The following is a 20,493-nucleotide window of genomic DNA, read 5'->3' as shown; positions in this document are numbered from 1 at the left end:
CCCCGCCCCGAAAGGCATGCGACATGAACCGCACCTCCCGTACAAGCCGGACCCGTACGACGATGACCGTCCTGGCCGGCGCCGGTATCGCCGCCGGCCTGCTCGCCACCACGATCGCCCCGGCCTCCGCCGACAAGGACACCACCGACCGGGGCCCCAAGCCCACCGTCGTCCTGGTCCACGGTGCGTTCGCCGACTCCACGAGCTGGAACGGCGTCATCGACAAGCTCCGGCACGACGGCTACCCGGTCGTCGCCGTCGCCAACCCGCTGCGCTCCCTGAGCGGCGACTCCGCCTACCTCAAGGACGTCCTGGCCGGAATCGACGGCCCCGTCGTGCTCGCCGGTCACTCGTACGGCGGTTCGGTCATCAGCAACGCCGCCACCGGCAACAAGAACGTCAAAGCGCTGGTGTACCTCGCCGCCTTCCTCCCCGAGAAGGGCGAGAGCGCGGGCGACCTGTCCGGGCGGTTCCCCGGCAGCACCCTCGCCCAGGCGCTGCGCCCGGTGCCGGTCACGAACGCCGACGGTTCCCCGGGCACCGACCTCTACATCCAGAGCGACAAGTTCCGCCAGCAGTTCGCCGCCGACGTGCCCCGCAACAAGACCGACCTCATGACCGTCACCCAACGACCGGTCACCGAGGCGGCCCTGGGCGAGGGAGCGGCCGAACCGGCCTGGAAGACCATTCCCTCCTGGGTCCTGGTCGCCACCCAGGACCGCAACATCCCGGCCGCGGCCCAGGAGTTCATGGCCCAGCGGGCCGGTGCCCACACCACGCAGGTGCGATCGTCCCACGCGGTTAGCGTCTCGCAGCCCGGAAAGGTCACCGGCGTCATCGAGGACGCCGCCCGCTCGGTGCGCTGAGAGCGCACCCGGTGATCGAAGGGCCGGCGGTTCGCCGCCGGCCCTTTTCCCGACCCCGCACCGTGTGCGTGTCGCGCACCGGTTCCCGGCCGCTCAAGGACGGACTCATGCGCCGCGAACCGCGGATCATCCCGATAGGCCCCGGCCAACTCGCCCGCACCGCGGCGATGCACCGCCGATGTTCCCCGCAGACCCTGTGGAGCCGTTACCACCGGGCGATGGACGACCCCAGCACGTATGTGCCCACTCTGCTGTCCCGCCCCGGATCGGTACACCTGGCGGCCCTGGGCACCACCGGCCGCATCGTCGCCGTGGGCCACCTGATGCCGGATCACACCGCTGTCGAGGCGGCGCTGCTGGTCGAGGACTCCTGGCAGAGCCGTGGAATCGGGACCCGCCTGCTCCAGCACCTGGGCGAGCACGCGCGGGCCGGCGGCTGGACGACGATCTACGGCCTCTTCCTGGCCGGCGACGAGCGGATCGACGCCATGCTGCGCCACGCGCCCGTTCCTGTACAGCGCAGGGAAGAGGGTGGCGCCGTCACCGCCTCGGTCTCGGCCCACGACCTGATGGCCCACCCCTCCGCCCCCGGGCGGTGACGTGCGCGGGCCCCCTCGGACACCGCATCCACGGCCTGCGCCGCAGACGGAAAAGCCGGTGCGGGCGACGCCCGCACCGGCTCTTCCCGCTCACGCAGCGGCGTCGGGATACAGATCGTCTTCGAACGCCGCCGACTCCAGGAGCGCCTTGACCGACGTCAGGTAGCGTGCCGCGTCCGCCCCGTCCACCAGCCGGTGGTCGTACGACAGCGACAGGTGCACCAGGTCCCGGACGCCGATGACCTCCTCGTCACCGACGCGCACCACCCCCGGCCTCCTGACCGTGGCGCCCACGCCGAGGATCGCGGCCTGGTTCGGCGGCACGATGACTGTGTCGAACAGCGCACCACGCGAACCGGTGTTGGAGATCGTGAAGGTCGCGCCCGACACGTCGTCGGGGGTCAGGTGACCACCGCGGGCCCGGTCGGCGAGGTCGTGGACGGCCCGGGCGAGCCCGGCGACGGTGAGGTCACCGGCCGCCTTGACGACCGGGGTCATCAGACCGGCCTCCGTGTCGACCGCGATCCCGATGTTCTCGGTGTCGAAGTAGGTGATGGTGCCCTCGTCCTCGTTGATCCGGGCGTTGACCACCGGATGCGCCTTAAGCGCCTGGGCGGCTGCCTTGACGAAGAAGGGCATGGGGGAGAGCTTGAGGCCCTCGCGTGCCAGGAAGCCGTCCTTCGCCCGGTTCCGCAGGCGCATCAGCCGGGTGACGTCGGCCTCGACCGTCGAGGTGAGCTGCGCCTGCTCCAGCAGTGCCTTCTTGAGGTTGTTGCCGATGGCCCGGCGGATACGGGTCATCGGAACCGTGCGGCCGCGGAGCGAGGACGTGTCCTCCGCCGGGGCGGCGCGCACCGGCGCGGGCGCGGGTGCCGGGGCCTGCGGAGTCGCCGGCGCGGGCGAGGGCGCCGGCGCGGGGGAAGCCGGAACGGCGGTCGCGGCAGGCGGCACGAAAGGCTCGGCCGGAGCCGGAGCCGGAGTGGGTGCCGGAGCCGTCGGTGCGGGTGCGGCTGCAGGCGGGGCCGCCGGTGCCGTGTCCGGCGCGCCGATGACGCCGAGGCCGGCACCGACCTCGACCGTCTCGTCCTCGGCGGCGAGGATCTCCAGCAGGACGCCGGCGGCGGGGGAGGGGATCTCGGTGTCCACCTTGTCGGTCGACACCTCCAGCAAGGGCTCGTCGGCCTCGACGCGGTCACCGACCTGCTTCAGCCAGCGGGTCACGGTGCCCTCGGTGACGGACTCGCCGAGGGCCGGCAGGGTCACGGAAACGCTCATGATGACGTTCAACTCCTCACGGCCCGGCGTGGCGTGCGCCTACGCCGGACCTGTCGTGCAGGGCCCGCGTCGGACGACGCGGGCGGTAGGGGTCGCCTTGTACGGCGGTTCAGCGGTCGAGGCCGTACTGCGCGCGGGCCCGCGCGACCGTCTCCGGCGGGACCTGCCCCGCACGGGTCAGACGGTCCAGTGCGGTCACCACGATCGACTCGGCGTCCACCCGGAAGTAGCGGCGCACGTCCTCGCGGGTGTCGGACAGCCCGAAACCGTCGGTGCCCAGGGAGTAGTAGTCCTGTTCGACCCACTGGCCGATCTGGTCGGGCACCTGCCGCATCCAGTCGCTGACGGCCAGCACCGGCCCCGGCGCCCCGGACAGGGCGCTGGTGACGAACGGGATGCCTTCCTCGCCCCGCATCCGGGCGTCGTCGGCGCGCATCGCGTCCCGGCGCAGCTCCGTCCAGGACGTCACCGACCACACGTCGGCGCGCACTCCCCAGTCGGAGGCGAGCAGTTCCTGCGCGCGCAGGGCCCAGTGGATCGCCGTACCGGAGGCGAGCAGTTGGAGCCGGGGCCCGGCCGCGGCCGCCTCGGCGGGCCGGTACCGGTAGATGCCCCGGACGATGCCCTCCTCGATGCCGGGAACCGGCGGCATGGCGGGCTGGTGCTTGGGCTCGTTGTACACGGTCAGGTAGTAGAAGACGTCCTCGGGCCGCTCGCCGTACATGCGGCGCAGACCGTCCCGGACGATGACCGCGATCTCGTAGGCGAACGCCGGGTCGTAGCTGACGGCCGCCGGATTGGTGGAGGCGAGCAGGTGCGAGTGGCCGTCCCCGTGCTGCAGGCCCTCGCCGATCATCGTCGTGCGCCCGGCGGTGCCGCCGACCACGAAGCCGCGGCCCATCTGGTCGCCGAGTGCCCAGAACTGGTCGCCGGTCCGCTGGAAACCGAACATGGCGTAGAAAATGTAGAAGGGGATCATGGGTTCGCCGTGCGTGGCGTACGACGTCGCGGCGGCGGCGAACTCGGCGACGGAACCGGCCTCGGTGATGCCCTCGATGAGCAGCTGCCCGGTCGTGCTCTCCTTGTAGTGGAGCAGCTGGTCCGCGTCGACCGGGTCGTAGGTCTGGCCGTGCGGCGAGTAGATGCCCGCGGTGGGGAACATCGACTCCATGCCGAAGGTGCGGGCCTCGTCGGGGATGATCGGCACCCATCGTGCCCCGCTCCCCGGGTCGCGCATCAGGTCCTTGACCAGCCGGACCAGCGCCATCGTGGTGGCCATCTCCTGGTGGCCCGACCCCTTCTCCAGGTCCTCGAAGGGCTTGGCGGGCGGTTCGGGCAGCGGCTTGGCGACCACTCGACGCACGGGTGCGGGCCCGCCCAGCGCGGCCCGGCGCTCGCGCAGGTACCGCACCTCGGGCGAGTCCTCCCCCGGGTGCCAGAACGGCACCTGGTCACCGGCGAGCGCGCTGTCGGGGATGGGCAGCTCCAGCAGGTCGCGCATCGCCCGGAACTGCTCCATCGTGAGCTTCTTCATCTGGTGGTTGGCGTTGCGCGACTCGAACGCCGGGCCCAGCGTGTGGCCCTTGACCGTCTGGGCGAGGACCACCGTCGGGGCGCCCCGGTGCTCGACGGCGGTCCGGTAGGCGGAGTACACCTTCAACGGCTCGTGGCCGCCCCGCGAGTTCTCGAACAGCTCGACCACCCGCGCGTCACTCAGGGAGGCGGAGAGCGCCGACAGGGCGTCACCCGTGAAGAAGTGTTTGCGTATGTAGGCCGCGTCCCGCGCGGCGAGCGTCTGCATCTCGGCGTCGGGCACCTCGCCCAGGCGCCGTACCAGGTCGCCGGTGGTGTCCTGCCCCAGCAACGGGTCCCAGGCCTCGCCCCACAGCGTCTTGACCACGTTCCAGCCGGCGCCGCGGAACCGTGCCTCCAGTTCCTGGACGATCTTCGAGTTGGACCGTACCGGCCCGTCCAGGCGCTGGAGATTGCAGTTGATGACGAACGTCAGGTTGTCCAGGTTCTCGCGGGATGCCAGGGTCAGGGCGGCCGTCGACTCCGGCTCGTCCATCTCCCCGTCGCCCAGGAACGCCCACACCCGTGAGGCGGAGGTGTCCTTGATGCCGCGGGCGTGCAGATAGCGGTTGAAGCGGGCCTGGTAGACGGCGCTGAGGGGGCCCAGCCCCATGGAGACCGTCGGGAACTCCCACAGCCACGGCAGCCGTCGGGGGTGCGGATAGGACGGCAGGCCATGACCTCCGGCCTCCCGTCGGAAGGCGTCCAGTTGGGCCTCGCTCAGCCGCCCCTCCAGGAAGACCCGGGCGTAGATCCCGGGGGAAGCGTGTCCCTGGAAGAAGAGCTGGTCGCCGGAGCCGTCGCCGTCCTTGCCCCGGAAGAAGTGGTGGAAGCCGATCTCGTAGAGCCAGGCCGCCGAGGCGTAGGTGGAGATGTGACCGCCCAGTCCCAGGCGCGAGCCGCGGGTGACCATCGCCGCCGCGTTCCACCGGTTGAGCGCGGTGATCCTGGTCTCCATCTCCAGATCACCGTCGAACTCCGGCTGCGCGGCGGCCGGGACGGTGTTGATGTAGTCCGAATACAGCAGCCCCGGCAGGGAGGTGCCCGTGCGCGCGGCGAACTCGTGCACCCGCCGGAGCAGGTAGACCGCCCGTTCCGGTCCCGCGTTGCGCACCACGGCGTCGAGGGAGGCACGCCACTCGGCGGTCTCCTCGCTGTCGCGGTCGGGCAGCTGGTCCAGCTCACTGATCACAGGGTTCTCGGTCGGCCGGGAGGGTTCACTCATGGCAGCCTTCTTGTCACGGCGTGGGTGTCGGCGGCATCGGCCGCGGACACGGTGGGTGTCGCGGGGCGACAGGTCTGAGGGGGAGGGAGATCCGGGCGACGGGCAGCGCCACCCGGCGGGGTCAGCGGCTCTTGAGCCACTGGGTGAACGTGTGATGGCCCAGCCGGGCGTCCGGCCCGGGAAGCAGGGCCCGCTCCTCGAGCACCGCGCCGAAGAACGGGGCCCCCACATCGGCGATCACCGGGCCGGGCCGACCGAGGAAACCGAGCACCTCGGCGGTGACGTCCTCCAGCCGGAGCTCCTCGGGCCCCGCTGTCTCGACCACGCCGAACTGCGGCAGCCCCACCGCGACATGGGCGAGGACCGCGGCGACGTCGTCCGCCGAGACGGGCCGCAGCAGCAGCGGCGGCACGTGCACGCCGTCGGGCCGGGAGCCGGCCGAGGCGGCGGCCTCCACGGACTCGTGGAACGGCGTGGCACGCACCACGGAGTACGGCACGGTCGTGTGCCGGGCCAGATCCTCCTGCGCCGCCTTGGCCTGGAAGTAGCCCGCCCCGATCCGGTCGGCGCCCACCACCGACAGCGCCACGTAGTGCTCGACGCCCGCGGCGGCGGCCGTCTGGAGGAGGTTGCCCGTCGCGGTGGTGAAGAACGCGGTGCTGGCCTCCTGCCGCCGGGAGGGTGCGTCGGTGACGTCCACGACCACCTCGGCGCCGCGCAGCGCTCCGTGCAGACCCTGGCCGGTGCTGACGTCTACTCCTTCCCCCCGCGACACGGGCACGACCTCCACCCCGTGGTCCCTGAGCCGCGCGACGGTCCGGGAACCGATCAGTCCGGTGGCACCTGCAACGACGACTCTCATCTGCGTCTCCTCCGTCGGGGGCCGATGACCCCGCTGGGTGTCGTGGGCGGATCGTGGCGGATGCGGAGTGCCACCGTGCCCGTCTCTCGTAGACAGATGGCATGTCCTTCGTGTGACACCGTGCGGGGCGGCCGCCGCCTCCGACCGCTCCGGCGCGGTGTCACAGACCCGCCCCGTACCCGGTCAGGAGGGCGAGCGGTCATCACGACCGGAGACGACCCCGTGACGGCGGACGACGTGCCGCCCGGTCACGGCGGAACCACGGAAGGTGCGACTCGATGTCGGAGAATGCACAGCACGCCCACCACGGACACGGAACCGGCGACGCGGACGGCCCGAGCTGGACCCGCGCGGCGAAGATGATCCAGGACGCCTCGCCGATCGTCGTCCCCGAGGGCGCCTCGGCGATGACCATCCACGTCGAGTGGGAGCCCGGCGACCCCGGCACCCCGCCGCACCGCCACTCCGGACCGGCGTTCGGTTACGTCATCAAGGGTGCCGTCCGCTTCGAACTGGAGGGTGAGCCCGAGCGTGTGGTCGAGGCCGGCGGCACCTTCTGGGAGCCGGGCGGCGACGCCATCCACTACCAGGACGGCAACGCGCTCAGCGACGAGAAGACGGAGTTCGTCGTCACGATGATGTGCGCGCCCGGCAAGCCCATGCTCGAACTGGTCGACGAGGCGGAGCTGAAGGAGCGCGCTCACCTGCGCGCACCCCGGCCCACCGCCTGACCCTCGGTCGGGCACTCACGACGGGGCCCCGCACCCGTGACACCGGCCAGGCCGGGAGGTCACGGATGCGGGGCCCCGTCGTTGCGCGGTATCAATGGCTCCCGCTCCTACCCCTGCTCCTACTCCACGAAGTACGAGTCGTGCCGGTCGAAGAACGCGGCACGCTCCTCCTCGGTAGCGTGCCCCAGCTGGGAGACCTGTTCGAAGTACTCCTCGCGCGGGGCGCCCGGGGTGAACAGCAGCAGCATGTCGGCCGGTGCGTCGGAGTCGTTGCGGAAGGCGTGCAGCCCGCCCTGGGGGACATGCAGGAAGTCACCCTTGCGGGCGTCGACCCACTGCACACCGTCGAAGACGCGCACGGTGCCGTCCAGGATGAAGAAGGACTCCGAGATCCGCTTGTGGAAATGGGTCTTGGGGCCGCCCGCCCGGGGCCGCATCTCCACCCGGTACAGCCCGAACTCGCCCCGTGTGGTGGCCGTGGTGGCCAGGTAGTGGGTGGCGTCCTTTCCGGTGCCGCTCTCACCCAGGTTCGGCGGTGTGGTGGCCGGCCGGAAGACGGCGCTGACCTCACCGTCCTCGCCCCAGTACTTCTGCTCCGGGTACGGGTACGACATGTCTGGTTCCTTTCGTACGGCAAGCGCTGCGCGCGGCGCCGGTTGTCATTCGACGGCTTGATGATGGGCGAAGCGGGACACCAGTGGGGGTTCCGTCAGCCAGCCGTGGGTGTGCCCGTGCGCCGGACGAGGTGCGGTGGCGGACCGCCGCAGCGTGCCGAAAGCGACCGCCGCGCCGACGGCGAGGAGGACCGCGCACAGCGGCATGGCCCGGCCGAACGAGGCGTCGAAGGCCGTGTCCGACCGGTAGGCCTCCGGGCCCATCCCGACCAGCAGCGGGAGTGCCGCGACGGACACCAGCCCCGCCGCCCGGGCCGCGGCGTTGTTGATGCCGCTGGCCAGTCCGGCGTTCGAGGCGTCCACCGAGGCGAGCAGAGTCACGGTCAGGGGGGCGACCATGACGACCATGCCGGCGCCCATCACCATGAGGGCGGGGAGGATGTCCTGGATGTAGGACGCGCCCGGACCGACCCGCAGCATCATCAGCATCCCCGCTCCGCACACCAGCGGGCCGACGGTGAGCGGGGCCCGCGGCCCCAGCCGCTGGGCAAGCATCCCGGCGTGGGACGAGAACAGCAGCATCAGCACGGTGTTCGGCAGCATCGCCGCCCCGGCGGCCAACGCCGAGTACCCGACGACGATCTGCAACTGCAGCGCGGTGAGGAAGAAGAACCCGCCCGTCCCCGCGTACACGCACAGGGTGATGACGTTGACGGCGGTGAACTGCCGGGAGGAGAAGATCGCCAGCGGCATCATGGGGTCGCCGCTGCGTCGTTCGACGCGGAGGAACGCGGCGCCCGCGACGACACCGCCGACGGCCGCGGCGACGGCCACGGTCCCGCCGTCGCGCGCCTCCGTCAGCGCATAGGTGACCAGCGCCAGGGCCAGGGCTCCCAGGACGGCGCCGGGAACGTCGAAGCCGACCCCGCGCCGGGCCCCCGCCCCTGCCGTGGACACTGCTTTCTTGCGCGGTGCGCCCACGGACTCCGGAACATGGCGCAGGGCGACGGGGACGCACAGCAGCGCCGGGACGGCACTCAGCACGAAGGTCCAGCGCCAGCCGGGCCCGTCCACCAGCCACCCGCCCACGAACGGCCCCAGAGCGGCGCCGATGCCGCCGAATCCGGACCACAGGCCGATCGCGCGCGGCCGGTCGTCCGGATGGAAGGAGGCCTCGATGATCGCCAGTGACCCGGGCGTGAGCAGCGCACCCCCGACACCCTGCAGGGCCCGGGCGGCGATGAGCGTGGTGGTGTCCGGGGCCATGGAGCACAGCAGCGACGCGACCGCGAACCACACCAGGCCCAGGACGAAGATGCGACGCCGCCCGAACCGGTCGCCCAGGGAACCGCCCAGCAGGATGAGCCCCGCCAGGGTCAGCATGTAGGCGTTCACCGTCCACTGGAGGACGCCGAGATCGGCGTCGAAGTCCTGGCCGATGCGCGGGAGCGCGATGTTGGTGACGGTCGAGCCGAGCAGCACGACGCCGGAGCCGAGGACGGTGGCCAGTAGGGTCCACCGCCCACGGGCGCCGGCGATGCGGAGGGGAGCGGTGCTCTCGGGAGCGGGGGAGCGGTTCATGTCGAGTCCTGGGGTGGCGTGGCCCGAGCGGTCCGTCGCCTGCTCGGGGGTCGGGGTGAGCAGGCGACGGACGGCACGCGTCCGGCCGAGCTGCCGCGCGGCCGGAGAGGCTGGATCAGCCGAACATGCCGGGCTTGTAACCGCCCGCGGGCTGCTGGTTGATGACGTTGATGCGGTTGTAGGCGTTGATGACGGCGATCAGCGAGATCAGCGCGGCGAGCTGGTCCTCGTCGTAGTGCTTCGCGGCCTCGGCCCACACCTCGTCGGAGACGCCGCCGGAGGCGTCCGCGATGCGGGTCCCCTGCTCGGTCAGTTCCAGGGCCGCGCGCTCGGCGTCCGAGAAGACCGTGGCCTCGCGCCACACGGCGACCAGGTTCAGTCGCTGCTGGTCCTCGCCCGCCGCGGCGGCGTCCTTGGTGTGCATGTCCGTGCAGAAGCCGCAGCCGTTGATCTGGCTGGCCCGGATCTTCACCAGTTCCTGGGTGGCGACCGGAAGAGCGGACTGGACCGCCGCTCCGGCCGAGTTCAGGTGCTTCATGACCTTGCCCGCCAGGGCGTTGCCGAAGTAGTTGATGCGCGCGTCCATGACGTATCTCCTCAAGGGTGGAACGGTTACGGACCATTGACCGGGTGCCCGCGCGTTCTGTGACAACCGGATCAGTCCGCATGCGCCACCTTCCGTTCCCCGGCCTCGGAGTCCGCAGGCCTGACCCATCTCAAGGCACACCGTGTGAAGAATGACGCACACCACGGCCGCATTCGGTGTGGTCGCCGTGCACGGGCGTAGCATCGAACGAGTGGACCAGGCCCGTCGGCCCGAGTCGGCGCCGCCCTCCCGGGCCCCGGGTACGGCGAGCGCACCATCCCCCAGCGAACTCCAAGGTGATCACCATGGCTACCGAGAGCGTCCTGCACCCGAGCCTCATCGTCCCGATCGGACACGTCGAGCCCGTTCCCCGCCGCATCCGGGGGATGGTCGGGGGCCGTGTCGCCTTCGACACCCGCCGCGCGCTGTACGTGTGGGAGTGGCAGGCGTACCCGCAGTTCAGCATCCCGATCGAGGACTTGGTGGAGGGCGTGCTCGACGACGACAAGCACACCGAGCAGCTCGGTGCCGGGCCCGCTCACCGCCACACCCTGCGGGTCGGTCCGGAGGTCCGTGCGGGAGCGGCATGGGTCTGGGGGGAGGGCTCCCCCGAAGCCCTGCGCGACACGGTGCGCTTCGAATGGGAGGCGCTGGACGCCTGGTTCGAAGAGGACGAGCCGGTCTTCGTCCATCCGCGCAGCCCGTACTCGCGCGTGGACGCGCTGCGTTCGCGCAGCACCGTCCGGGTCGAGGTGGACGGCGTCGTGCTGGCGGAAGCCTCCGGCTGCGTGAAGCTGTTCGAGACCGGTCTGCCGACCCGCTACTACCTCGACCCCATGAACATCGACTGGACCCGGCTGCGGCACTCCGACACGGTGACCCGGTGCCCCTACAAGGGAACGACGAGCGACTACTGGTCGTTCGACGGCGACACCGGCGCCCACGAGGACATCGCCTGGACGTACGACTTCCCGACCATCCACGCCAACCGCATCGCCGGACTGACCGCGTTCTACAACGAGCACGTCGATCTGTACGTCGACGGCTTCCTGCTGCCGAAGCCGGTGGATCCCACCCGGGTGGGATCCGACTAGCCGAAGCGTTGTGCGGGCCCGAAGCGTCACACATCGACTCCTCACACGGTCTCATGAGGTGGAAAGCCATCCAAAAGCCTCATCACCGCAAGGAGTGACCATGAGCGACATCGTTCTCGAGCCCGCCGCGCAGGATTTCGCCGACGCCACCGCCAAGCCGCCGTTGCTGTACGAACTCGGTGTCGAGGGAGCCCGCAAGCTGCTCGACGACGTCCAGTCCGGTCCGGTGGAGAAGCCGGACGTGGACGAGAAGTGGATCACCGTGCCCGCCGAGGTCGGTGACGTGCGGGTGCGCATCCTCAAGCCCGTCGGCACCACCGGCGTGCTGCCTGTGATCCTCTACGTGCACGGTGGCGGCTGGATCCTCGGAAACGCGGGCACCCACGACCGCCTGGTGCGGGAGCTGACCGTGGGCGCGGAGGCGGCCGTGGTCTTCGTCGAGTACGACCGCTCTCCGGAGGCGCAGTACCCCGTCGCCATCGAGCAGGCCTACGCCACCGCCCAGTGGGTCACCACCAAGGGCGCCGACGAGGGCCTGGACGGCTCCCGCATGGTCGTCGCCGGCGACTCCGTCGGCGGCAACATGACCGCAGCCCTCACTCACATGGCCAAGCGGCGCGGCGGCGTGACCTTCCTGCACCAGTCCCTCTACTACCCCGTCACCGACGCCGGGCAGGACACGGAGAGCTACCGCGTCTTCGCGCACGGACCGCACCTGACCGCGAAGGCCATGGAGTGGTTCTGGAACGCCTACGCCCCCGATCCGGCGGAGCGGGACCAGATCACGGCCTCGCCGCTGCGAGCCACCCTGGAGGACCTCCAGGGGCTGCCTCCGGCGTTCGTCGCGGTCGACGAGAACGACGTGCTGCGCGACGAGGGCGAGGAGTACGCCCGCAAGCTGATCCAGGCCGGGGTGCCGACCACGACCGTCCGCTACAACGCCACCCTGCACGACTTCATGATGCTCAACCCGGTCCGCGGAACGCAGGCCTCCACCGCGGCGATCGAGCAGGCGATCCACGTGCTGCGCAAGGCCCTCGGCACCGACTGATCTGGAAGGGCCACTCTCATGAGCACACAGAAACCGACCATCGTCCTCGTGCACGGCGCGTTCGCGGACTCGTCCAGTTGGAACGGCGTCGTCGCCAGGCTCCGGTCGCACGGCTACCCGGTGGTGGCCGCGAGCAATCCGCTGCGCGGGCTGACCGAGGACAGCGCGTACGTCAGGCAGCTCCTGGAGTCCATCGACGGGCCCGTCGTCCTCGGCGGCCACTCCTACGGCGGCTCGGTCATCAGCAACGCCGCGACGGGGCTCGACCACGTCAAGGCTCTCGTGTTCGTCGCGGCGTTCCTGCCGGAGGAGGGCGAGAGCGCGGTCGACCTGTCCGGCAAGTTCCCGGGCAGCACCCTCGGGGAGACGCTCCGCCCGGTGCCGGTCACGCTCCCCGACGGCAGCCGGGCCGCGGACCTCTACATCGAGCAGAGCAGGTTCCACCAGCAGTTCGCCGCCGACGTCCCGGAGGAGACCACGGCGGTCATGGCGGCCACCCAGCGGCCCGTGGCCGACGCCGCGCTGGCGGAGGGCGCCTCGGCGCCGGCGTGGAAGGACATTCCGTCCTGGGTACTCGTGGCCGCGGACGACCGCAACATCCCGGCCCAGGTGCAGACGTACATGGCCGAGCGCGCGAAGGCCACGGTGGTGCACGTCACCGCTTCCCACGCGGTGAGCGTGTCGCGTCCGGGCGATGTCGCCCGGCTGATCAACGAGGCGGCGCAGGCGACCGGCTGAGCGGACGGTGGGCCGCCGCCCTTGGGATGACCGGCGGCGGCCCACCGGCACCGCGCCCGCCGCGGCGCCGCGTCACGTCCCACCGGAGTGACACGGGAGTACCTCATGAACACGAGCAAGCAGGCCGCTCGCGGGCTGGCCGACCTACAGGCGTTTCTGTACCGCGAGGCGCACCTCAGCGCCGCTCGTCGGCGGGTGTCCGCCTTCACGGCGAAGGCCGACGGGCTGACCCACGGGCAGAGGGTGGACCTGGAGCGGTGGTATCTGGAGGAACAGAAGTACGTCGCCCGCATGGTGACCGAGCACATCGCGGAACGCATCGGCGCGGCCGAGGCGGCGAACCGCCTCCGGTTCGGCCGCTGGCTGCGCGGCACGCTGATCGCCATGACCGCGATCGGCCTGACGATCTTCGTGTGTACGGCGGTCGTCGTGGGCTCGATGACCTGATCGACCGAGGCCGCACCGGGTCATCACAGGATCCGTAGCGGCGGCTTCCGGCCAGTGGGCCCTGGTCGGAACGCGATGCCGGGAAGACGGGCACGCAGCAGAAGGCAGAGGGGGCGCAGGCGGGGGCATCAGGGCCCCGGGTCCCGAGCGCCTGCGCGCGAGCCTCGGCAATCATTTTGAGACAGCTCTACGGAAAGTGAAACGCCGGGGTATCGTGGCAGCCGGGAGGCTGCCATGGTGAGGGACGGCGCACGGACCGAGCTCATCGGGCGGCAGGACGAGTGCAAGGTCCTCGACGACCTCCTCGCCCAGGCCAGAGCGGGCCGCAGCGGAGTGCTGGTGGTGCGCGGTGAGGCGGGCATCGGCAAGACCGAGCTGCTGAACCACCTCCGCGACCGGGCCACCGGGTGCCGCGTCGTCAGAGCGGCCGGCGTGCAGTCCGAGATGGAGCTCTCCTACGCCGGGCTGCACCAGCTCTGCGCACCTCTGCTCTCCCACCTGGACGGTCTGCCCGAGCCACAGCGCAACGCCCTGCGCACGGCCTTCGGAATGCAGGTCGGTGATGCTCCCGACCGGTTCCTGGTCGGCCTGGCCACGTTGAGCCTGTTCGCCGCCGCCGTCGGCGACCAGCCGTTGCTGTGCACGGTCGACGACGCGCAGTGGCTGGACCGCGTCTCGGCCCAGACGCTGGAGTTCGTCGCCCGACGGCTGCTCGCCGAACCCGTCCTGCTGGTCCTGGCCGTCCGCGAGTCCGGCTCCCGCGAGGTGCTCGCAGACCTTCCGGAGCTGGCCGTGCGCGGACTCGGTGAGCGCGATTCCCGCGAACTCCTCGACTCGGTCGTCACCGGCCCGCTCGACCAGCGGGTACGCGACCGCATCGTCGCCGAGACGCGCGGCAACCCGCTGGCCCTGGTGGAGCTGCCGCGCGGCCTGACCCTCCTCGAGATGGCCGGAGGATTCGGCATACCGGAGAGCCGTCCCCTGTCCAGCCAGATCGAGGCGGGTTTCCTCCGCCGCATCCGGTCCCTTTCCGCGCAGGCGCAGCAGTTGCTGCTCATCGCCGCCACCGAACCGGTCGGTGATGTGTCCCTGCTGCGGAGTGCCGCCGAGCGCCTCGGCATCGACGTGGACCGCGCCGCGACCGAAGCCGAGGCGTCGGGTCTGATGACCCTCGGCACCTGGGTCCGCTTCCGCCACCCACTCGTGCGCTCCGCGGCGTACCGCGCCGTCGGCTTCGAGGAACGCCGTGACGTGCACGCCGCCCTGGCCGAGTCCATCGACGCCACGCTCTATCCCGAACGCCGTGTCTGGCACCTCGCCAGTGCCGCGACGGGCCCGGACGAGAACGTCGCCGCCGAACTGGAGGGCTCCGCCGGGCGGGCGCACGCCCGCGGTGGTGTCGCCGCCGCGGCCGCCTTCCTGGACCGAGCCGCCGAGCTGACCCCCGATCCGGTTCGCCGCGGAGCCAGGGCACTGTCTGCGGCGGAGGCGAAATACCAGGCGGGCGCCTTCGACACCGCGCGGGAACTGGTCGACGCGGCGGAGCTGGGCCCTCTCGACGAGGTCGGAGCCGGACGCGCGACCTTGCTGCGCGGGCAGATCATGTCGGCGGCCAAGAGCGCCAGCGCCGGACTGCCGCTGCTGCTCGAAGCGGCGAAGCGGCTCCAGCCGTTCGACTCCGCACTCGCCGACCGGACGTACCGGGACGCGATCTACGCGGCCCTGACCGCGGGCCGACTGGCCACGGGCGGGGTCCGTGACGTCGCCGAGGCGGTGCTCAGCACGCCGGGCCATACCGGCACCGAGAGCCGGGAGACCCGCCTCCTGACCGGTCTCGCCCGGGTGGTGACCGAGGGCTACGCAGCGGGCGCGCCGATCCTCCTGGACGCCGTGGCGGCGTTCCGGGAGGGGGGACTCTCCCGGGAGGAGGGCCTGGGCTGGCTGCCGTTCGCGTGCCGTATGGCACACAACACCTGGGACTTCGCAGCCTGGTCCGAGCTGTCGGCGCGGTTGGTCGACCTGGCCCGCGCCAACGGAGCGCTCGCCGTGCTGCCCTCGGCCCTTCTGCTGCGCCTGTCGAACCGGGTGTTCGCCGGCGACCTGCGCGGGGCCGCCTCCCTGACCGTGGAGGCGGGCGCGATCGGCGAAGCCACGGGCAGCGGCTTCCTCGCCCACTACGGCGCACTCGTCCTGGAGCCCTTCAGAGGGCGGGAGACGGCCACCCGGCAAGCGATCGAGACGCTTACCCAGGACCGCCTCCTGCGCGGGGAGGGCAAGGTGACGACGGCCACCCAATGGGCCGCTGCCGTCCTCCACAACGGCCTCGGCAGGTACGAGGAGGCCTACGCCGCGGCCGAGCGGGGCTGTGAGAACCCGCAGGAGCTGGGCCTGTCCCTCCAGTCCCGGGTCGAACTCGTCGAAGCGGCCGTGCGCCTCGGGCGTACCGAGCGGGCCGCCGAGGCAGTACGCACGATCGAGGAGATGGCCCAGGTCAGCGGCACCCCCTGGGCGCTCGGTACCTCCGCCGCCGCGCGTGCCCTGGTGAGCGAGGGAGAGACGGCCGACGCCCTGCACCGGGAGGCGATCGAGCGGCTCGACACGGCCGGGGTCCGGATGGACAGCGCCCGCGCGCGGCTTCGGCACGGTGAGTGGCTGCGCCTGGAACGGCGCCGGGCGCAGGCGCGTACCCGGCTGAGCGAGGCACACGAGATGCTCGACGCCGCCGGGGCGGAGGCGTTCGCGGAACGCGCCCGACGTGAGTTGAAGGCCGTCGGCGTCACGGTGCGCGGTCGCGCCACGGCGGAGACGGCGGTCCTCACCGCGAAGGAGGTAGAGATCGCCCGGCTCGTGCAGGGAGGCTTCACCAACCCGGAGATCGGCGCGCGGCTCTTCCTCAGCCCGCACACGGTCGAATGGCATCTGCGCAAGGTCTTCGCGAAACTCGGTGTCTCTTCCCGCAAGGAGATCGACTCGGTGCGGTTGGAGGCGATGGCGACCGCGCCCTGACCCGCCCGGCGAAGGCCCGCTCAGACGTGCGACGCCTCGGGTTCCGCCAGCAGGGCGGGCACGGTGACGATGTTCGCCTCCCGGGCCAGCAGGCGGTGGACGGGACAGCGCCCGGCCGCCGCCAGCAACTGCTCCCGCTGAGCGGGCTCCAGGTCGCCGGTCAGCCCGACGTTCTTGACGATGTCACCCTGCTTCCCGAACCGCACGGCCACGTCGATCCGCTCCAGTGGCCAGTTGTGCCGGTCCGCCAGAGCCCGCACGGCCATGGAAGTGCAGGACCCCAGCGCGGCCAGCAGCAGCTCGCCCGGGGTGGGGCCCTCGTCGGCGCCGACGGGCTCGGGCTCGTCGGCGGTCAGGTGGTGCGTGCCGATCGAGACGGAACGGGTGAGCCGTGCGCCTTCGGCGACGGTCACGATGCGCGTGATCATGGGTCTTCCTCTCGGCCGAGGTACGGGGACCGGGCGGGGTCCGACAGGTCCCTCTTCCGCAGTGACCGAGCGGCGCGGGCGTGTGTGACAGTGCGGCCGGTGAGGGGGTGTCACAGACGGGGCGGGTGTCCTGTCACCAGGGTGTAGCGCACGGACCATGTCGGCGGGAAGAGGCAGCACATGCGGGTGGCGGTGGCCGGAGGAACCGGTCTGGTGGGCAAGTACGTAGTCGCCGAGTTGCGAGCCGCCGGGCACACACCAGTGGTCCTCGCCCGTTCGCACGGTGTGGACCTCACCACCGGCGCGGGTCTGGCCGAGAAACTGTCCGGCAGCGACGCGGTGATCGACGTGGCGAACATCGTCACCACGAGAAGGAAGACCGCCGTCGACTTCTTCTCCCGGGCGACCGGCCACCTGATCGCCGCCGCGCGCGCCGGCGGGGTCGCGCATCTGGTCACCCTGTCGATCGTCGGCTGCGACGAGGTCGACTTCGGGTACTACTTCGGCAAGCGTGCCCAGGAGGAACTGGTCCGCGACGGAGGCGTGCCGTGGACGGTGGTGCGGGCCACGCAGTTCTTCGAGTTCCCGGAACCGCTGCTGAACAGCGTGTCACCCGTGGTCATGGTGCCGAGGATGCTGACCCGGCCCGTCGCCGCCCAGGACGTCGCCCAGACGCTCGTCGGACACGCCGTCGCGGAGCCGGCGGGGATGGCACCCGAGATCGCGGGGCCCGACCAGCTGGACATGGTCGACATGGCGCGTCGCATCGCGCGTGCGCGAGGCCGACGCCGCCTCGTCGTGCCGGTGACGCTCCCGGGCAAGGTCGGCAAGGCCATGACCTCGGGCGGTCTGCTGCCACGCGGGGAGTACCTGCGCGGCCGCCGGACGTTCGAGGCCCATCTCGCGTCCCTCCGGGCTGCCTGACACCCGGTCAGGCGGCGCCGCTCACAGGACCGTGCTCAGGAGGCGCCGCGAGCTGATGCCCAACTTGGCGTACACCTTACGCAGATGCCATTCGACGGTGTGCGGGCTCAGGAACAACTGGGCGCCGATCTCGGAGTTGGTGAGCCCGTCCCGGGCCAGGCGCGCGATCTGGCTCTCCTGAGGCGTGAGCGCCGCCACGGCGGCGGCGTCGCGGCGGGCCACCGTCTCGCCGGTGGCCCGCAGTTCGCGGACCGCGCGCTCGGCGAACGCCTGCGCGCCGAACCGGGTGAACAGGGCGTGGGCCGTCCGCAACTGCGCACGGGCGTCGGCGCGGCGGCCCTCCCGCCGCAGCCACTCCCCGTACAGCAGCCGTGCCCGGGCCGTCTCCATGGCTGCCTGGGTGCGGCCAAGTCGCTCGATCGCCGCCCGGTACAGCTCGTCGGCAGCCGTTCCGTCACTGAGCAGGGCGCGGCAACGCAGCTGGACGCCCAGTGCCCAGTCCGTGGCGGCGGCGTCCGTGTCCCGGGTCAGCCGGACCAGTGCCGCCTCGGCCACGTCGAGCCGGCCGCTGCGCGCCCCGGCCTCCACCAGCTCGACCAGGCCCCAGCCGGCCGCGACCATGTCCTGCGGGTGCGCGCTCGCCCGACGGGCGGCTTCCAGCGCCTCCTCGTACCTGCCCAGGCCGTTGAGGAGCACGGCCTGGGCCCGGCACGCGACGGCCACCCCGATGCCCTCACCGCGGCCGAGGGCCTCCTCCGTACCGGCCTTGATCAACGGTGCGGCTTCGCTCGCGCGCCCCTGCCAGGCGGCGAGCGTCATCGTGCCGTACGGCGAGAAGCCGCTGCCGACCGACTCCTGGACCCGGCCGGTCTCCGCGATGAGCAGCGCCGCCGCGTCCAGTTCACCGGCGGTCGTGTGGACGACCACCCGCGAATTGAGCGCCAGCGGCAACTCGGTCAGCGCCCCGACGGCACGGGCGGTGCGCACATGGCGGGTGACCAGTTCCGTCCAGCTCTCGTGGTCCCACATCTCGGCCGCCAGTGCCGAAGCCGCCCACGACCAGCGCAGTACCTCGTCGGGCTCGGTCTCCCGGCGGAATGCGCGTACCGCGTCGCGCGAGACGGCGACCGCGTCGCGATACCCGTCGAGGAAACGGGTGGTGAGGGCGTCCAGCAGCAGATCGGCGCTGCGCGGCGTTCCCGTGCGGGGCGGGGCCGTCCCGCGCGCGGCCGCCGCCACCTCGCGTACGTGCGCTTCGGACGCGAGGCGCCCGGCGAACATGGCGGCCGACAGGGTGTCCAGGAAGGTCTCGCGGGCCAGGCCCACATCGAGCGGGACCATGTGGCGCGCGGTGGCCAACAGCCTGGGGAGCGCTTCGTCCACGCGGCTGGAGGCGAAGGAGATGCGGGCCTCGACGAGATCGGCACGGGCCCGGCCGAGTTCGTCGAGCGTGCCGGCCCGTGCCAGCTCCAGCAGGTCGCGCGCGGCGGCGGGCGCACCGGCGCGCAGCTTCGCCTGAGCCGCGGCGAGGGCACGCGTGGCCTTGCGCCGCGGGTGAGGCGTCAGGACGGCAGCATGGGCGAGGAACGCGGCCGCCGCGGCGGTGCCGCCCCGTGCCCGCGCCCGTCCGGCCGACGACTCCAGCTCCGCGGCGATGGCCTCGTCCGGCCGGACCGTGGCCCGCGCGAGGTGCCAGGCACGCCGGTCGGGGTCGAGGCCGGGGTCCGTCGCTTCGGCAAGCACGCGGTGCACCTCCCGCAGCTCCGCGAGCCCGGCCGACCGGTAGACCGCGGAGCGCAGCAGCGGATGCCGGAAACGCACCAGCGTGCTGACGTCGAGCAGCCCCGCCGAAACCGCCGGTTCCACCGCGTCCGGATCGATGCCCAGTCGCTCGACGGCGCTCTTGAGCAGCGACACGTCACCGACCGGCTCGGCGGCGGCCGCCAGCAGCAGGCGCTGCGTCGGCTCCGGAAGCGCGCGGACCCGCGCGAGGTAGCTCCGTTCGATACGGCCGGTCACCTTTCCGGGACCGTGCGGAGCGGACCCCTCCACCGCTTCCGCGTCGACGCGGCCGTGGGGGAGTTCCAGCAGCGCGAGGGGATTGCCGCGGGCCTCGGCGAGGACGCGGTCGCGGATCCGCTCGTCCATCGGACCTTCGGCGCCCGCGTCCAGCAGCGCGCGGGCGTCGGTGTCGTCCAGCCCGTGCAGCGTCAGCTCGGGCAGGCCGGCCAGGTCGTCGCGTCCCCGCTGCTCACGGGTGGCGAAGACCAGAGCCAGCGGTTCGGCGAGCATCCTTCGCGCCACGAACGCCAGCGTCTGCGCGGAGACACGGTCGAGCCACTGGGCGTCGTCCACGAGGCAGAACAGCGGTCGCCGGGCGGCCACGTCGGTCAACAGCCCGAGCACGGCCAGACCGACCAGGAACCGGTCCGGGGGCGGCCCCGCGCTCATCCCGAACGCCGTGGCCAGCGCTTCCGCCTGCGGCGGCGGGAGGGAGCCGACGTGCCCGAGGAAGGGCGCGCACAACTGGTGCAGTCCCGCGAACGGAAGCTCCATCTCCGACTCGGCACCCGCTCCACGGGCGACCCGGTGTGCCGTGACGCGTGCCGCGAGATGATCCATGAGGGCGGACTTCCCGATGCCGGCGTCGCCACGCAGAACCAGCACCGCGCTGCGGCCTGCCTCCACCTCCGAGACCAGCCCGTCCAGCACGTCGTACTCACGGCGCCGGCCACGCAGCCGCTCCGGACCGTCCCCGCTCACGCAGCCCCCCACACGCGGTGAGCATAACAACACGGCGTGCGGCCGGGGCAGGGGGCGGCTGCCGCGGCCGTATTCGGCGGCGGCTGTCACAGAACGGAGAGCCGTCTCATCAAGAGGGCAGAACGCTTTCC

At 72.0% G+C, this 20,493-nt stretch carries 17 protein-coding genes; 9 read left to right on the top strand and 8 right to left on the bottom strand.

All coding sequences use genetic code 11. The annotated features are described in order from the left end of the window. The first annotated feature begins 23 nt into the window (after window positions 1–23). Both ACGH52_RS01335 and ACGH52_RS01330 read left to right on the top strand, forming a co-directional pair. Entirely contained in the window at window positions 24–866 is an 843-nt protein-coding gene (locus tag ACGH52_RS01335; RefSeq protein ID WP_063124323.1) for an alpha/beta fold hydrolase, read from the top strand. Between the two features lie 107 nt (window positions 867–973). Next, on the top strand, window positions 974–1,465 hold the full coding sequence (locus ACGH52_RS01330; RefSeq protein ID WP_059296917.1) for a GNAT family N-acetyltransferase: 492 nt from the start codon (window positions 974–976) through the stop codon (window positions 1,463–1,465). 90 nt (window positions 1,466–1,555) lie between these two features. On the opposite strand, the gene ACGH52_RS01325 is transcribed toward ACGH52_RS01330, so the two are convergent. The 3 genes from ACGH52_RS01325 to ACGH52_RS01315 form a co-directional block, all read right to left on the bottom strand. Next, window positions 1,556–2,740 carry a 2-oxo acid dehydrogenase subunit E2 gene (locus ACGH52_RS01325; RefSeq protein WP_399936915.1) on the bottom strand — a complete coding sequence of 395 codons (1,185 nt, stop codon included), beginning with the start codon at window positions 2,738–2,740 and terminating at the stop codon, window positions 1,556–1,558. Between the two features lie 109 nt (window positions 2,741–2,849). Beyond that, window positions 2,850–5,537 (bottom strand): pyruvate dehydrogenase (acetyl-transferring), homodimeric type, encoded by a 2,688-nt coding sequence (aceE, locus tag ACGH52_RS01320; protein WP_399936913.1) that lies wholly within the window; start codon window positions 5,535–5,537, stop codon window positions 2,850–2,852. A 121-nt stretch (window positions 5,538–5,658) separates the two neighbouring features. Continuing rightward, window positions 5,659–6,399: an SDR family oxidoreductase gene (locus ACGH52_RS01315; protein ID WP_399936911.1), complete on the bottom strand. Its 741-nt coding sequence runs from the start codon at window positions 6,397–6,399 to the stop codon at window positions 5,659–5,661. Between the two features lie 278 nt (window positions 6,400–6,677). On the opposite strand from ACGH52_RS01315, the gene ACGH52_RS01310 reads away from it, so the two are divergent. Continuing rightward, entirely contained in the window at window positions 6,678–7,130 is a 453-nt protein-coding gene (locus ACGH52_RS01310) for a cupin domain-containing protein (RefSeq protein ID WP_059296913.1), read from the top strand. 119 nt (window positions 7,131–7,249) lie between these two features. On the opposite strand, the gene ACGH52_RS01305 is transcribed toward ACGH52_RS01310, so the two are convergent. The 3 genes from ACGH52_RS01305 to ACGH52_RS01295 all read right to left on the bottom strand — a co-directional run bounded on the left by ACGH52_RS01305 (window position 7,250) and on the right by ACGH52_RS01295 (window position 9,911). Continuing rightward, a complete protein-coding gene (locus ACGH52_RS01305; RefSeq protein WP_399936909.1) occupies window positions 7,250–7,744 on the bottom strand; it encodes a cupin domain-containing protein in 495 nt (164 codons plus the stop codon). Window positions 7,745–7,789: 45 nt separating this feature from the next. After that, window positions 7,790–9,325, bottom strand: a complete 1,536-nt coding sequence (locus tag ACGH52_RS01300; RefSeq protein WP_399936907.1) for an MFS transporter — start codon at window positions 9,323–9,325, stop codon at window positions 7,790–7,792. Between the two features lie 115 nt (window positions 9,326–9,440). Next, window positions 9,441–9,911, bottom strand: a complete 471-nt coding sequence (locus tag ACGH52_RS01295) for a carboxymuconolactone decarboxylase family protein (RefSeq protein WP_399936905.1) — start codon at window positions 9,909–9,911, stop codon at window positions 9,441–9,443. Window positions 9,912–10,216: 305 nt separating this feature from the next. Here ACGH52_RS01295 and ACGH52_RS01290 point away from each other — a divergent pair, with 305 nt between their 5' ends. The 5 genes from ACGH52_RS01290 (at window position 10,217) to ACGH52_RS01270 (ending at window position 16,247) form a co-directional block, all read left to right on the top strand. Next, complete coding sequence (locus ACGH52_RS01290) at window positions 10,217–11,005, top strand: DUF427 domain-containing protein (RefSeq protein ID WP_399936903.1); 789 nt, start codon at window positions 10,217–10,219, stop codon at window positions 11,003–11,005. 100 nt (window positions 11,006–11,105) lie between these two features. Continuing rightward, window positions 11,106–12,056: an alpha/beta hydrolase gene (locus ACGH52_RS01285; RefSeq protein ID WP_399936901.1), complete on the top strand. Its 951-nt coding sequence runs from the start codon at window positions 11,106–11,108 to the stop codon at window positions 12,054–12,056. A gap of 18 nt (window positions 12,057–12,074) precedes the next feature. Beyond that, window positions 12,075–12,794: an alpha/beta fold hydrolase gene (locus ACGH52_RS01280; RefSeq protein ID WP_399936899.1), complete on the top strand. Its 720-nt coding sequence runs from the start codon at window positions 12,075–12,077 to the stop codon at window positions 12,792–12,794. A gap of 105 nt (window positions 12,795–12,899) precedes the next feature. Then, the gene (locus ACGH52_RS01275) at window positions 12,900–13,241 is read left to right on the top strand and encodes a hypothetical protein (RefSeq protein WP_399936897.1); all 342 of its coding nucleotides are present in this window, start codon (window positions 12,900–12,902) and stop codon (window positions 13,239–13,241) included. A gap of 234 nt (window positions 13,242–13,475) precedes the next feature. Next, the gene (locus tag ACGH52_RS01270; RefSeq protein ID WP_399936895.1) at window positions 13,476–16,247 is read left to right on the top strand and encodes an AAA family ATPase; all 2,772 of its coding nucleotides are present in this window, start codon (window positions 13,476–13,478) and stop codon (window positions 16,245–16,247) included. A gap of 20 nt (window positions 16,248–16,267) precedes the next feature. Here the strand turns inward: ACGH52_RS01270 and ACGH52_RS01265 are convergent, their stop codons facing one another. Continuing rightward, window positions 16,268–16,675, bottom strand: coding sequence for an OsmC family protein (locus ACGH52_RS01265; RefSeq protein WP_399936893.1), 408 nt, complete (start codon window positions 16,673–16,675; stop codon window positions 16,268–16,270). A 180-nt stretch (window positions 16,676–16,855) separates the two neighbouring features. On the opposite strand from ACGH52_RS01265, the gene ACGH52_RS01260 reads away from it, so the two are divergent. Continuing rightward, window positions 16,856–17,599, top strand: a complete 744-nt coding sequence (locus ACGH52_RS01260) for an SDR family oxidoreductase (RefSeq protein WP_399936891.1) — start codon at window positions 16,856–16,858, stop codon at window positions 17,597–17,599. 21 nt (window positions 17,600–17,620) lie between these two features. On the opposite strand, the gene ACGH52_RS01255 is transcribed toward ACGH52_RS01260, so the two are convergent. Beyond that, a complete protein-coding gene (locus ACGH52_RS01255; RefSeq protein WP_399936889.1) occupies window positions 17,621–20,362 on the bottom strand; it encodes an AAA family ATPase in 2,742 nt (913 codons plus the stop codon). Between the last annotated feature and the right edge of the window lie 131 nt (window positions 20,363–20,493).

Origin of the sequence: Streptomyces sp. BBFR25 (assembly GCF_044590125.1) — a bacterium.
Classification (GTDB): domain Bacteria; phylum Actinomycetota; class Actinomycetes; order Streptomycetales; family Streptomycetaceae; genus Streptomyces; species Streptomyces canus_D.
This window is presented reverse-complemented; position numbering and strand designations above follow the sequence as displayed.

Bases quoted from the DNA above. Each gene is read 5' to 3' on its own strand.
- ACGH52_RS01335 (WP_063124323.1), top strand. From the start codon at position 24: ATGAACCGCACCTCCCGTACAAGCCGGACCCGTACGACGATGACCGTC.
- ACGH52_RS01330 (WP_059296917.1), top strand. From the start codon at position 974: ATGCGCCGCGAACCGCGGATCATCCCGATAGGCCCCGGCCAACTCGCC.
- ACGH52_RS01325 (WP_399936915.1), bottom strand. From the start codon at position 2,740: ATGAGCGTTTCCGTGACCCTGCCGGCCCTCGGCGAGTCCGTCACCGAG.
- aceE (WP_399936913.1), bottom strand. From the start codon at position 5,537: ATGAGTGAACCCTCCCGGCCGACCGAGAACCCTGTGATCAGTGAGCTG.
- ACGH52_RS01315 (WP_399936911.1), bottom strand. From the start codon at position 6,399: ATGAGAGTCGTCGTTGCAGGTGCCACCGGACTGATCGGTTCCCGGACC.
- ACGH52_RS01310 (WP_059296913.1), top strand. From the start codon at position 6,678: ATGTCGGAGAATGCACAGCACGCCCACCACGGACACGGAACCGGCGAC.
- ACGH52_RS01305 (WP_399936909.1), bottom strand. From the start codon at position 7,744: ATGTCGTACCCGTACCCGGAGCAGAAGTACTGGGGCGAGGACGGTGAG.
- ACGH52_RS01300 (WP_399936907.1), bottom strand. From the start codon at position 9,325: ATGAACCGCTCCCCCGCTCCCGAGAGCACCGCTCCCCTCCGCATCGCC.
- ACGH52_RS01295 (WP_399936905.1), bottom strand. From the start codon at position 9,911: ATGGACGCGCGCATCAACTACTTCGGCAACGCCCTGGCGGGCAAGGTC.
- ACGH52_RS01290 (WP_399936903.1), top strand. From the start codon at position 10,217: ATGGCTACCGAGAGCGTCCTGCACCCGAGCCTCATCGTCCCGATCGGA.
- ACGH52_RS01285 (WP_399936901.1), top strand. From the start codon at position 11,106: ATGAGCGACATCGTTCTCGAGCCCGCCGCGCAGGATTTCGCCGACGCC.
- ACGH52_RS01280 (WP_399936899.1), top strand. From the start codon at position 12,075: ATGAGCACACAGAAACCGACCATCGTCCTCGTGCACGGCGCGTTCGCG.
- ACGH52_RS01275 (WP_399936897.1), top strand. From the start codon at position 12,900: ATGAACACGAGCAAGCAGGCCGCTCGCGGGCTGGCCGACCTACAGGCG.
- ACGH52_RS01270 (WP_399936895.1), top strand. From the start codon at position 13,476: ATGGTGAGGGACGGCGCACGGACCGAGCTCATCGGGCGGCAGGACGAG.
- ACGH52_RS01265 (WP_399936893.1), bottom strand. From the start codon at position 16,675: ATGATCACGCGCATCGTGACCGTCGCCGAAGGCGCACGGCTCACCCGT.
- ACGH52_RS01260 (WP_399936891.1), top strand. From the start codon at position 16,856: ATGCGGGTGGCGGTGGCCGGAGGAACCGGTCTGGTGGGCAAGTACGTA.